10 protein-coding genes and 2 pseudogenes are annotated in these 13576 nt (G+C 43.2%); 11 read left to right on the forward strand and 1 reads right to left on the reverse strand.

Annotated features, from left to right (window positions below; all coding sequences use genetic code 11):
* Nucleotide 1 precedes the first annotated feature (1 nt).
* The 11 genes and pseudogenes from FTV18_RS00470 (at nucleotide 2) to FTV18_RS00520 (ending at nucleotide 10986) form a co-directional block, all read left to right on the forward strand.
* Complete coding sequence (locus tag FTV18_RS00470; RefSeq protein WP_180016601.1) at nucleotides 2-529, forward strand: hypothetical protein; 528 nt, start codon at nucleotides 2-4, stop codon at nucleotides 527-529.
* A 454-nt stretch (nucleotides 530-983) separates the two neighbouring features.
* Nucleotides 984-1274 (forward strand): annotated as a pseudogene (locus tag FTV18_RS00475) (zinc ribbon domain-containing protein); the annotation flags it as partial.
* Nucleotides 1275-1333: 59 nt separating this feature from the next.
* A pseudogene (locus tag FTV18_RS00480) lies at nucleotides 1334-1540 on the forward strand (sulfate ABC transporter substrate-binding protein); the annotation flags it as partial.
* Nucleotides 1541-1782: 242 nt separating this feature from the next.
* Nucleotides 1783-2802 carry a sulfate ABC transporter substrate-binding protein gene (locus FTV18_RS00485; protein WP_159122700.1) on the forward strand — a complete coding sequence of 340 codons (1020 nt, stop codon included), beginning with the start codon at nucleotides 1783-1785 and terminating at the stop codon, nucleotides 2800-2802.
* A 190-nt stretch (nucleotides 2803-2992) separates the two neighbouring features.
* Nucleotides 2993-3904: a 16S rRNA (cytosine(1402)-N(4))-methyltransferase RsmH gene (gene rsmH, locus FTV18_RS00490; protein ID WP_034702209.1), complete on the forward strand. Its 912-nt coding sequence runs from the start codon at nucleotides 2993-2995 to the stop codon at nucleotides 3902-3904.
* A gap of 10 nt (nucleotides 3905-3914) precedes the next feature.
* A complete protein-coding gene (gene ftsL / locus FTV18_RS00495; RefSeq protein WP_159122699.1) occupies nucleotides 3915-4247 on the forward strand; it encodes a cell division protein FtsL in 333 nt (110 codons plus the stop codon).
* Between the two features lie 15 nt (nucleotides 4248-4262).
* Nucleotides 4263-6086 carry a penicillin-binding protein PBP3 gene (ftsI, locus tag FTV18_RS00500; RefSeq protein ID WP_179992186.1) on the forward strand — a complete coding sequence of 608 codons (1824 nt, stop codon included), beginning with the start codon at nucleotides 4263-4265 and terminating at the stop codon, nucleotides 6084-6086.
* A gap of 11 nt (nucleotides 6087-6097) precedes the next feature.
* A complete protein-coding gene (locus FTV18_RS00505) occupies nucleotides 6098-7594 on the forward strand; it encodes a UDP-N-acetylmuramoyl-L-alanyl-D-glutamate--2,6-diaminopimelate ligase (RefSeq protein WP_180016600.1) in 1497 nt (498 codons plus the stop codon).
* Between the two features lie 8 nt (nucleotides 7595-7602).
* The gene (gene murF / locus FTV18_RS00510; protein WP_180016599.1) at nucleotides 7603-9006 is read left to right on the forward strand and encodes a UDP-N-acetylmuramoyl-tripeptide--D-alanyl-D-alanine ligase; all 1404 of its coding nucleotides are present in this window, start codon (nucleotides 7603-7605) and stop codon (nucleotides 9004-9006) included.
* The gene (gene mraY, locus FTV18_RS00515; protein ID WP_180016598.1) at nucleotides 9007-10125 is read left to right on the forward strand and encodes a phospho-N-acetylmuramoyl-pentapeptide-transferase; all 1119 of its coding nucleotides are present in this window, start codon (nucleotides 9007-9009) and stop codon (nucleotides 10123-10125) included.
* 57 nt (nucleotides 10126-10182) lie between these two features.
* On the forward strand, nucleotides 10183-10986 hold the full coding sequence (locus FTV18_RS00520; RefSeq protein ID WP_180016597.1) for a putative RNA methyltransferase: 804 nt from the start codon (nucleotides 10183-10185) through the stop codon (nucleotides 10984-10986).
* A 58-nt stretch (nucleotides 10987-11044) separates the two neighbouring features.
* On the opposite strand, the gene ponA is transcribed toward FTV18_RS00520, so the two are convergent.
* Entirely contained in the window at nucleotides 11045-13573 is a 2529-nt protein-coding gene (gene ponA / locus FTV18_RS00525) for a penicillin-binding protein PBP1a (RefSeq protein WP_180016596.1), read from the reverse strand.
* Between the last annotated feature and the right edge of the window lie 3 nt (nucleotides 13574-13576).

A 13576-nucleotide genomic window follows, 5' to 3' on the forward strand; every position in this document is an offset into this window, starting at 1 on the left:
TGTGCCTATTACAGCCTACTCAAAAACTTTTAAAAGAGAATTACAAGTTAGTCAACTTGAAGACTTGCATTCCCAATTTGTAGAACAATTGAAATTAAACCCTGATTTTAGACTCTTTGTAAAAGATGATGTGGAGTGTCCCTGTTGTAATATTTCTAATGGAATAGTAGTACGTGAAGGTGTGTCTAGTAAAAATAATAAAGTAGTTAAACAAGCACACTTCTCATTTAGAAATAATGAAGATCAAGATGCACATTTAAAATTCTGTGATTACTATAACGGTGTTGATAAGCTAAAAACATATACTAATAACTGCATAGTAGAGTTTAAAGATTCAGATCTCGCAACAACTGAGATTATACGTCACCTAATCTGTGCAGCAATAGAGAATGATATTATATGTCAATCTGATATAAGAGATATGCGAAATTGGTTTTTAAATATTAGATCTAAAAAAGATATTTACCTAGAAGATAGTAGTATTATTTTAAATACTCTACATCAGATGACACTAAATGAACATTTTTAAAAAAGTAGATATATACCAGTTTATGCTTATGAAGCAGATCCTAATTTCAAATTGGAACGGCTTTGTTGCATAAATATGTAAGCATCTGATTTAAATAAATTTAATTTTGGATCAAAAAATAATCAAAACTTTTAAAATCATATAGTTATGAAATCTTTGTGCAACAAAGCCGTTGAAAACTCATAAGCAATAATATTCTTCAATCAATTACTGTGTCCATGAAAAGGTTTTTCATGGACATTTTTATTGAGCTTATCTTTAATTAGAGTGTTTTTCATCCAAAGTATTTCTAATTCCAAATGAAATTTGGGAAAAATAAACTCTTTAAAAATATGGAATATAATACTCATATTCTATAAAATATAGAATTCCATATAGAATTTTAAAAAATACAACAAATATCTTAATTTTCAATTACATATAAATATAATTATATTTATTTGGTGTTGTGTGGCTTGTTAGTATGTTGGAATATAAGCAACAATGGCGAGGTGGATTACTTGTAAAAGTTGATCCGAAGTACACAAGTCAAACCTGCTGTGAATGTGGTCATGTAGCAAAAGAAAACCGACAAACTCAAGCTAAATTTGAGTGTGTCGGATGCGGTTATGTTGCGAATGCGGATTTAAACGCATCTCGTAATATATTGTCGGCAGGACATGCCGTTTTGTCTGTGGAGGGTGGATGCGGTAAAGGTCGCCCTAAGAAGCAGAAAGCAAGCGAAATCCGTGAGGAAGTCGCCTAAGAGCTTTGCTTTTAGAATCCCCCACTTGAGTGAAAACGAAAGTGGTGGGAGTATGTCAATTATATTCACCAAAAGGGCAGGAGCTGGCAGCGAAATATTACTTCCGTCCACGTGATGCTAAAGCAGCAGCAAAATATGCGGCGCAATTCCCAAAAATCCAGACTTTTACCATTGATAAAGTCTTTGGCGGCTGGGCAAAAGCGCAGAAAACCCATTTTGTGAATGGAGCCATCTACGATCAAATCTCTGCGGAAAACCGTAAATAATTCTAATTACTGAACCATAAGTAGAAAGCGGATAATTTATTATCCGTTTTTTTTATATCTAAAGCATAAAATGCTATAAAAATAGAATAAGCCTTTAATTTAGATATTTTTATTATATAAAACATGAAATTAAAACAAAAAATAACTAAATATTACCCTGTATGCACTTTGTTTGCTCAATTGCGAAAAATAATTTTATTTCATATAGTTATATCTAATGAAGATAATCTCCCGATGCTCTTATGAAAACTCAATTAAAATCACTGGTTAGTGCTGCCTTATTGGCAACAGGTCTGACATTTACTGCAACTGCGAGCCAAGCCGCGGATCGTGAATTCCTGAACGTTTCTTATGATGCGACCCGTGAATTCTATGACGAATTCAACAAATCTTTTGGTGCCTACTGGAAAAAACGAACCGGTATTGATGTGAACTTTAAACAGTCTCACGGCGGTTCAGGTAAACAGGCCCGTTCTGTGGTTGACGGTTTAAAAGGTGATGTGGTGACCTTGGCATTGGCAAACGATATTGAAGAGATCGTAAGATCTGGTCAGATCCAGCCAGGCTGGCAAAAAGAGTTCCCGCACAATTCTGCACCTTATACTTCAACGATTGTCTTCATGGTACGTAAGGATAACCCCAAAGGAATTAAAGACTGGAAAGATCTGACTAAACCGGGTGTAGAAATTATTACACCAAATCCGAAAACTGGTGGCTTGCCACGTTGGGTTTATCTGTCAGCTTGGGGTTATGCAGAGAAACAGCCGGGTGGTAGCAAAGCCAAAGCCCAAGAATTTGTCGGCAAGCTTTATAAAAACGTCAAAGTGATGGACTCTGCTGCACGTGCATCGATGACCACATTTGCTGAACGTAATATTGGTGATGTGTTGTTAACTTGGGAAAATGAAGCCCTAGTAACACAAAAAACTCTCGGTAAAAATAAGTTTGATATCGTTTATCCATCTTTGACCATTCTGACTGAACCCTCTGTAGCCATCGTAGATCGTACCGTAGATAAAAATGGCAATAAATGGTTAGCTAAAGGTTATATCAACTATCTTTACTCTCCACTTGGTCAGGACATGGCAGCACGACATTTCTACCGTCCACGTAATGAGAAAGTATTAGCCAAATATTCATCACAGTTCCCAAAAATTAAAACCTTTACCATTGATGAAGTATTCGGTGGCTGGGCCAATGCACAGAAAACTCACTTTGTGAATGGCGCAATCTTCGACCAGATCTATAACTCGAAGCGTTAATCTGTTGATTAGAAAATAAATTTAAAATATAAAAAAGCTTCCTCGATGGAGGCTTTTTTATCGGCTGTCGAAAAATAAAAACGGTTTTCTCTATAGAAATTAATATTTATCTACAAAAAGTCGTTTGGAGCTTTAGCTAAACAGAGTGATAATGTGCAGTTAAATTTTTCGCCCTATTGATTGAGTTTTTATGTCACATATTTCTGTATTACTTCACGAAACGATTGATGCCTTACTGGCTGGTCGCAATACGGGAATTTATGTGGATGGAACCTTTGGTCGCGGTGGGCATACACGTTTATTACTTTCCAAATTAGATGAAAATGCACGCGTCTATGCTTTCGATAAAGACCCGCAAGCATTGGCTGTTGCCGCAGAACTGGAACAGGGAGATTCACGTTTTAAAATTATCCATGCCAGCTTCGCTGATTTAAAACAGGCATTAGCTGAGCAGGGTATTGAAAGTGTAGATGGTGTGATGGCTGACTTAGGGGTGTCTTCACCGCAGCTGGATCAGGCAGAACGCGGTTTCAGCTTTATGAAAGATGGCCCGCTGGATATGCGTATGGACAACTCGCAAGGTCCGACTGCAGCAGAATGGCTGGTGGATATTGAAGAAGAAGCACTGGCCAATGTGATTTTTCAGTATGGGGAAGAGCGTTATAGTCGTCGTATAGCCAAAGCGATCAAGGCTGCCGGATATATTGATACCACAGCCAAACTGGCGGAAATTGTGAAAGTTGCCCATCCAAAATGGGAAAAAAATAAACATGCTGCCACCCGAACTTTCCAGGCAATTCGTATTGCTATTAATAAAGAATTAGAAGATATTGAAACTTTCCTCCCTCAAGCGGTTGAAATTTTAAAACCAGAGGGACGTTTGGCTGTGATCAGCTTTCATTCATTAGAAGACCGGTTGATTAAACAGTTTATTCAAAAAGAATCAACGCTTGAAGAAGATTCAGGCTGGGGAATGCCGCAACAACAAAAGGATACGCGACGTTTAAAGAAAATCGCCCGGGTCAAGGCAAGTGATGAGGAAGTTAAAGCCAATCCTCGTTCACGTAGCGCATGGCTGCGCGTGGCAGAACGTTTAGCTTAATAGGCACATCATGAAAACTGAAGTGGTTGATAAAAAAACAGAAAAGTTATGGCTGAAAAAAGTCATTATTTACCTCATATTGATATTGATGGTCTTCATCAGTGCGGTATTTGTCGTCTTCCAGGTCTTTGAATACCGTCAGGATAATCGCAAATTGAGTACTTATCTGCGTGAACGGGATGACCTGAATGCAGAGTGGGGACGTTTGCTGATTGAACAGCAGACTTTCGGTGCGACCGCGCAGATTGGTACCCGTGCAGTGACCCAGTTAAGGATGTATTCACCTCCGATTTCACAGAGTGTCGTGATTTCCTTACCACAACCTTCAGATGAGAAAAAATAAGGCTAGCGCTCGAACATGGTAGACAAGAGAAAGAAGCAACCGGTACGTAAAAAGCAGTCCGTCACCGAGAAAAATGCCTTAAATGTTTATATCAACCGTTTTTACATCATGTGGGCCGTGGTGCTGCTGTGTTTTGTGACACTGATCGGCCGAGCTTTCTATGTGCAGATTATCAATAAAGACTTTCTGCAAAATAAAGCCAATGCCAATATTCTGCGAACCAATACCATCAAGGCCATGCGTGGCGTAATTTATGATCGTAATGGTATTCCGCTGGCGATCAGTACGCCGATTATGAAAATCGTGATTGACCCACGTGACTATTTTGATAATAAAAAACTCTATGATGAAACCATGCTGGCACTACAGAAAGAGCCGAATAGCCGTAAACTAAAACGCCAGCTCCCAGATAAAAACCTGAATCTGGATGAGCTGGCTGATGCAGTGGGCATGGATCGTGCTGAATTGCGCAAAAAGATGGAAGAGCGTCCACGTTCACGTTATCTGATCCTGAAAAAAGAAGTGCCGCCACAACAGGCGGAACTGATCATGAAGCGTAATTTCCAAGGTGTGTATACCGAGAAAAACTATAAGCGTTATTATCCGCAACCGCAGCCAAACTCCCAGATTATTGGTCTGACCAATAGTGAGGGAATTGGGATCGAAGGTCTGGAGATGCAGCTGAATACCCGTCTTGCCGGTCAGGATGGTGAACAGCAGATTATCCGTGATAAAAAAGGCAACCGCGTTAAAGAACCGGAAGTGATTAAAGAAGTGGAGCCGGGTGAAAATATTACCCTGAGTATCGACTCACGTTTACAGTACATTATGTATCGTGAACTCACTGCAGCAGGCGTCGCCAATAATGCCCGCTCCGCAACAGCGATTGCAGTTGATGTCAAAACCGGTGAAATTCTGGCAATGTCTTCTTGGCCATCTTATAACCCGAATGACAAGAATGGCTTATTAAATAAAGACGCAATGCGTAACCGTGGCGCTGTCGATTCCTTCGAGCCGGGTTCAACCATGAAGCCGCTAACCGTGGCGATGGCTCTAGAGAGCGGGAAATATACGGCCAATTCGGTGATCAATACGAGTCCAGGTAGTATGCGAGTCGGGAATCATACTATTCGTGATACGCATAACTACGGTCAGTTGACACTGGGTGGTATTATCCAGAAATCATCAAACGTCGGTGTAGCTAAATTAGCTCTGTCACTGCCGTATGAAACTTTACCGACTTTCTATAAACGTCTTGGTTTTGGTCAGCGTTCCGCAGTGAAATTTCCGGGTGAAAGTTCCGGTCTGATTCTGCCGCCAAGTAAATGGAATGTGTCTGAAGTAGCAACCATGGCTTATGGTTATGGTCTGAATGCGACTGTGCTGCAACTGGCTGATGCCTATGCCATGCTGGCGAACAAAGGTGTGAAATTGCCTTTAAGCCTGTATAAATTAGAAGAACAGCCACAAGGCGAGCAGATGATTGATCCACAAATCGCAGAACAGGTTCTGCTGATGATGGAAACTGCGACGCTGCCTGGTGGTACAGCAACCCGTGCAACCGTACCTGGTTATCGTGTTGCAGGTAAAACGGGTACTGCGCATAAATTGCGTGCCGACCGTAAAGGCTATTCAACTAGTGAATACCGTGCTTTATTTGCTGGTGTAGCACCCGTGAGTGATCCGCGTATTGCTATGGTGGTGGTCGTGGAAAATCCGCAAGGGTCTTATTATGGTGGTACGGTATCTGCACCTGTCTTTGCCCGTGTGATGCAGGAATCTTTACGCCTGCTAAATGTCCCGTTGGACAAACCTTTAGAATCTCCCAAAGTCCAGTAAATAGGTGATCAATGTCCATTACATTTCAAGATCTCTACGCCGTTCAAGAACCTGCTGAGTGGATGCGACAATCCTTTCAGGGTTTCGAACTGGACAGCCGCAAAGTTAAACTGGGGCAAATTTTTATTGCCCTGACCAGCTTGTCTCAACCTGAAAAAACCGCAGAATATGCCAAAAAAGCCCTGTCATTGGGTGCACTGGCCGTAATTTCAGAACAAGAGCTAGGTGTTACTCCAGCTTTGGTAGTACCCAATGTCCGTCACTTGATGGGCGAGTGGCAAAAGCGCTATCTGCAAGCGACTCAGCCAGTCAAGGCTGCCCGTATTCTGGCCGTAACTGGTACCAATGGTAAAACCACAATTTCCCGTCTGGTTGCTGAGTTGCTGATGCTGCAAGGCAAAGCTTGTGCAGTTATGGGGACTACTGGGAATGGTATTTTGCCGAATCTGGAAGCCTCTTCTCATACCACCCTTGATGCCCTGCAATTGCAAAATGCCTTGCATGCTTATGCACAGGCAGGTGCGGAATTTGCTTCAATTGAGGCGAGTTCGCATGGTCTGGAGCAGGGCCGTCTGAATGGGTGTGCGATTGAAATTGCGGCTTATAGCAATTTAAGCCGTGACCATCTCGACTATCACGGTACGTTGGAAGCTTATGCAGAAGCAAAATCGCGTTTATTCAGTTTTGAATCTCTGAAAGTTGCAGTTATCAATATTGATGACGCACATGCAAAAGTGATGCTGAATGCTGCAAAAGCCAATCCGAATCAGCCGAAAATTCTGACTTATTCTTTGTCACAAGCAGCTGATTATCAGGTTCAGGATATCCAATACAGTATTTCCGGTGCTGAATTTAAATTGATCACTGCACAAGATACATTTACTGTGCATAGTCCTTTGCTGGGTCATTTCAATATCGAAAATCTGGTTGCGAGCCTGGTTGTGGCAGAGCAAGCCGGTTTTGCATTAGCCGATTTAATTGCAACTGTGCCCGAGCTGAAAGGTGCTCCAGGCCGTATGCAGGTGATTCGTGATGATGAACGCCTGTTTGTGGTGGATTATGCGCATACTCCAGATGCCCTGACTCAGGTCTTGCTTACGCTGAAGCGCCATGTCAGTCAGAAACTCTGGGTTGCTTTTGGTTGTGGCGGTGATCGTGATCGTGGCAAACGTCCGCTGATGACTCAGGCGGCCCTCGAAGGTGCTGATATTGCAGTGCTGACTTCGGACAATCCGCGTACTGAAGATCCAAACCAGATTTTCGCTGACATGAAGCAGAATATCGATTTTTCAGGCAAAACCTATCATGAAATTCATGACCGTCGTGAAGCAATCCGCTTTGTAGTCGACCAGGCACAGCCAGGTGACATTGTGGTGATTGCCGGTAAGGGACACGAAAATTATCAGGAGATTGATGGGGTGCGACATTGGTTTGATGATGTGGTCGAGGTACAGGCCGCGATTGATGCCCAGCATCACAACCGTGATTTAGCATTTCCAGCGCATTAGGATTTTACATGCATACTTCAACAACAAGTACCGTGCCTCTAGAGCCATGGACAATTGAACAGTTACAGCAAGCCACTCAGGGTTATTGGCTGAATGATAAAAAACCTGAAGGCCAGATTAAGCGGATTTTAACTGATTCCCGTCATGCCGAAGCAGGTGATGCTTTTCTGGCATTGAAAGGTGAGCGTTTTGATGCGCATGACTTTATCGCACAAGTGGCTGAGAAGGGCTGTGGAATCGCGATTGTCAGCCAACCTGTTGACGCAGATATTTGTCAGCTAGTAGTTGAAGATACTCGCCTGGCGCTGGGTCATCTTGGCGCATATCGTCGTCAGCAAAATCCACAGCTCAAAGTCATTGCTTTGACAGGCAGTAGCGGTAAAACCACGACCAAGGAAATGCTGGGCAGTATCCTGTCGCGTCTGGCACCGACTTTAGTCACTCGCGGTAACCTGAATAATGATTTGGGTGTCCCAATGATGTTGCTGGAACTGCGTGCTGAACATCAGTATGCGGTGATGGAGCTGGGTGCGAGCCATCAGGGTGAAATTGATTACACTTCCAATCTGGTACAGCCGCATGTGGCCGGTATCATTAATATCGGTACTGCACACTTAGGTGAGTTTGGTGGCCGTGATGGGATTTGTCGCGCTAAATCTGAAATCTATTCACATATTTCTGAAACTTCGATTGTGCCTGCAGCGGATGATTATGCCGAGCAGATTCGTGCAGCCGTCAAAACCGAGAAGACTCTAAGTTTTGGTCAGGGCGGTGACGTCTACGCGACTGACGTAGAACTACATCCGCAATCTGTGACTTTCACGCTAAATACACCGCAAGGCAGTAAAACCGTAAATCTGCCATTTGCTGGTGAACACAATGTGCAAAACGCAACTGCAGCAGTGGCTTTTTCTTTGGCGATTGGTATCAGTCTGAATGATATCGTGGCTGGCCTTGAACAGGCCGTTGGTGCCAAAGGTCGTTTGAACTTTATTCCGCACAAAGAATTTTTATTTATTGATGATACCTACAATGCCAATCCAAGCTCGATGCGTGCAGCGGCTGAAGTTTTAGCGCAGCAGCAGGGTATTCGAGTGATGGTGACCGGTGATATCGGTGAACTGGGTTCATCTGCCGCGATCGAGCATTATAAACTTGGTCGGGATCTGGTATCGGTCAAAGGCATTAATTTTGTGGTGGCTGTGGGTGAATTTGCTCCAGCTGCACAAGAAGGTGCACGTAGTACGCAATATGGTAAGAAGATGCAGGCTTTCCTGAATCAGGAGCAGGCTTTACCATTTTTAATTGATTTGATTGAAACACATCATCCCCAGCCAATGTCTTTTCTATTTAAAGGGTCGCGTTTTACCCATATGGAAACATTAATGGCTGCATTGATGGAGAAACTCTAAATGCTGTTATGGCTATTTGACCAGCTGGCGGGCTTTGATAGCACGTTTCAGGTGGTTCGTTATTTAACTTTACGTGCTTTGCTCAGCGTTTTGACTGCTATGACTATCGGTTTGGTCTTGGGTCCGATCATGATTCGCAAATTGCAGGCACTAAAATATGGTCAGGCAGTAAGTTCGTTTGCTCCTGAGAATCATGCCAAGAAAATGGGCACACCGACCATGGGTGGGGTATTAATCCTGCTCTCGATCGGGATCTCCACCTTACTGTGGGCGGACCTGACGAATCCTTATGTCTGGATTGTGCTCTCGGTGATGGTGATTTTTGGTGCCGTTGGTTGGGCGGATGACTGGATTAAAATCCGTTATAAAGACAATGCCGGTTTACCTGCACGTAAGAAATTCTTCTGGACATCAGTGGGTTCTTTGGGTGCTGGTATTGCGCTGTATGTGATCGCCCAGCAGCAACCGAATCCGGTAGTGACTGCCAATATGCTGGATGTGTTAATTCCATTCTTTAAGGATCACACCATTCCATTGTCTGTGATTCCGCTGGGAATTGGCTTCATTATTTTCACTTACTTCGTGATTAATGGTGCATCCAATGCCGTAAACCTGACTGATGGTCTGGATGGTCTGGCAATTATGCCAATTGTCCTGGTTGCAGCCGGTTTAGGGGTATTTGCTTATTTGGCAGGCGATGTACGTTTCGCTAACTACTTACATATTCCTTATGTGAAATATTCTTCTGAACTGGTGGTGATCTGTGCTGCGATGATTGGTGCCGGTCTGGCATTCCTCTGGTATAACGCTCATCCAGCTCAAGTGTTTATGGGTGACGTGGGTGCATTATCTTTAGGTGCAATGCTGGGTACGATTGCCGTGATGGTACGTCAGGAAATCGTGTTTGCGATTATGGCAGGTGTATTCCTGGTGGAAGCAATTTCAGTCTTCCTGCAAATCGGTTCATTAAGAATGCGTAATAAACGGGTATTCCTGATGGCACCTTTGCATCACCATTATGAAAAGAAAGGTTGGCGTGAAACTCAAGTCGTCATCCGTTTCTGGATTATTACGATTATGCTGGTAGTTTTGGGCCTAATGACCTTAAAATTACGCTAAGAAATGCATTTGAAGAAGTCGGCGCATGCCGGCTTTTTTGTTTTGGAGAAATTAAAAATGAACCTACTGATGTGTCCTGTTTGTCGTGAGCAGTTACGCTTAAATGAACGTACATGGCGCTGTGACAATCAGCATAGCTATGATGTAGCCAAGCAGGGTTATGTGAATTTGCATGTGGTGCAGCATAAACATAGTAAAAATCCAGGTGATACGCCTGAATCTGTGCAGGCACGCCGTGCATTTCTGAGTGCAGGTCATTATGCGCCTTTGCAACAGGCTGTGGTTAAGAAAATCCGTGAGCTGCGGATTGAAAATCTGCTCGATATTGGTTGTGGCGAAGGTTATTACACCAATGCCATGCAGGCTGAAGTAATGCAATGTGTCGGCGTAGATATTGCCAAAAATGCAGTTCAGGTTGCAGCTAAACTGAATAAAGAAATTACCTGGGTGGTAGGAACAGGGGCGACCTTGCCGGTACTGGATCAATCCATTGATCTCTGTACCAGCTTATTTAGCCCGATTCCGAAACAGGAAATCTTGCGGGTATTAAAGCCAAAATCTTATTTGATGGTAGTGACGCCTGCACCACAACATTTGTACGCGATGCGTGAAGCCTTATTTGAGGAAGTGAAAGCACACGAGCCACAGAAATTTGTTGAGCAGTTGCAGGATGTATTTAATCTGGTAAGTGAACAGGTGATTGATGCGCCAATGACTTTGCCTCAAGCGGATTTAAAAAACCTGATTGCTATGACTCCCTATGCTTATAAAGCCAAACCTGAACGCCGTTTGGCACTTGAGCAGCAGGATCAATTCGATTTAATGGCCCAATTCCAGATTTATGTATTTCAGAAGAAGTAAATCGGTTATTTAGAAATAAAAAATCCCTCATTATTGAGGGATTTTTTATTGGTTCAGATTATTCAATTTCTTCAATCAAGTTTTCCAAAGGATCCACCACCCGATTTGGTTGTAGTGGCTGGTCTCTTGGCGCCACTCTTTCATCATCCGGTATGCGAATTTCCTGATCAGGCAAATCTTCAAAATCATTGCTTTGTCGTTTAGGTGCTACAACCGGGGCAGGGCGATATAGAGGCGTCGCTAAAGGTGGAGAAGACGGATCATGCTGTTCCTGCTCACCTTGCACTACTTTATTACGGTTAATAGGTGCTTTAGCATTACGATCCAGGCGAACCCAAGCTTCTGGTGTACCTTTTAAGGCATTACCCATAAAGTCGGTCCAGATTGGTAAGGCTGCCACGCCACCGTATTCACGGCGACCTAAAGTTTTTGGCTGGTCGAAACCGACCCAGGCAACGGTGACCAGTTTGCCATTAAAACCTGCAAACCAGGCATCTTTGGCATCATTGGTGGTACCGGTTTTACCCCCAATATCGCTACGACCAATTCTTAAAGCAGCACGTCCCGTACCATGCTGAATCACATCACGCAGGATATTGGCCATATCATAAGCAGAACTAGATTTTAAAATACGTTCTGCCTGACGGTAATTACTGTCTTCAGCCGAGATTTTTGGTGTCTCTGGTTTTTGCGCTAGGGTCTTGTTATTGATTTCAATTGCTTCATCATCAGGAGTGAGTGCGCCTGTTGGTTGAGGACTTTCTTCCTGAGCATTAATACACGAGATGCAGGCATATTCAGGCTTAGCCTCAAAAATAGTCTTGCCATAGGCATCTTCGATACGCGTAATAAAATGTGGCTGAATCCGATAACCGCCATTGGCGAACGTAGCATAACCAGTGGCCATCTGGATTGGTAAAACCTGAGGCGTGCCTAGAGCAATGGTGTAGTTACGTGGAATCTGGTTATCCTGCAAGCCAAAATCCATAAATAACTGACGGGTACGTTCAATACCGACGGTTTGTAATAGACGAACTGAAACCGTGTTACGTGACAGATATAAAGCACGACGTAAAGGAATCATCCCTAAATAACGGCCATCCGAATTACGTGGACTCCATTTACCAATGGTAATCGGTGCATCATTCACCATGGTATGTGGAGTCATACCACGTTCTAAAGCCAGAGCATAAACAAAAGGCTTAATGGTTGAACCCGGCTGACGCCAACCTTGAGTCGCACGGTTAAATTTGGATTGATAAAAATTATAACCACCGACAATGGCTTCAATCGCACCATTATTCGGGTTCAATGCAATTAATTGGCCCTGTACCTGAGGCGTTTGTACCAGTGCCCAGGAACTTTTATTCTCGTTAGGTCTTAAACGAACAATATCTTTAACTTTGACAATCTGTGATGCTCTGCTTGGTGCAGCACCTACACTATCTGCACTACGATAAGGACGGGCCCAGGACATGCCTGACCAAGGCACAGTTACGGTTGTACCATCCTGCATCAACGCTTCAAAGCTATTATTATTGACCTTGGTCACTTCAGCAGGATAAGTATTGGCATAGACACGGAAATTTTGCAGGGGCTGATCATGAGCTTCGGCACCTCGCCAGCCATGACGACGATCATAAGCTTCTAAACCGTCCTGTACCGCCTGTTCAGCATAAGCCTGACGTTCACTATGGATCGTCGTGTAGACTTTATAACCTGAATCTATGGCCTGTTCACCAAAATTTTCTACTAGTTCGGAGCGAACCATTTCACCGACGTAGGGAAATTTGTTACGCGTACTGCGGTCAGGCATATCCAGGTTAATCGGTTCAGCAATGGCTTCCTGATATTGGCTTTGATTCAGATACCCCAATTGCAGCATGCGACCTAAAATCCAGTTACGGCGCTCTAATGCACGTTTAGGGTTGGCCACCGGATTATAACGAGAAGGTGCTTTAGGTAGGCCAGCAATCATTGCCATTTGCGCAATCGAAAGCTCATCTAAACTTTTGTTGTAATAGATTTTCGCTGCTGCCGCAATGCCGTAAGCATTTTTCCCCAAGAAAATTTTATTGACATATAAAGTCAGAATTTCTTCTTTACTTAAATTCTGTTCTATTTTACGTGCCAGGAAAATTTCAGTCAGCTTACGCTTTAAAGTACGTTCGGGACTTAAATAGTAGTTTTTGGCGACCTGCATGGTAATGGTCGAACCGCCAGTCTGTACATCAGAGCCGGTAATAGTTTCACTGACTGCACGTCCTAAGCCTTTAAAGCTGATCCCGCTGTGTTCGAAGAAACTAGAATCTTCTGCAGCGAGGAAGGCGTGAATAAATTCTTTCGGAATCTGTTCATAATTCACAGGAACAGAAAGCTTGCCACCATACTCTGCAATGAGCTCATTATCTGAGCTAAAAACTTGTAAAGGCTTTAATAAAGGTGCCTTTTTAAGCGTAGACATTTCAGGCAAAGATGGGGCAATATAGAGATACATGCCATAGAAACCCATCGGAATTGAGATCAAAATAATGATAATGATCAAAAAAAATGGATGAACAAGGCCTGAACAAGATAGCTTTTTCATAAC

Source organism: Acinetobacter sp. YH12241, from assembly GCF_013417535.1.
Taxonomy (GTDB): Bacteria; Pseudomonadota; Gammaproteobacteria; order Pseudomonadales; family Moraxellaceae; genus Acinetobacter.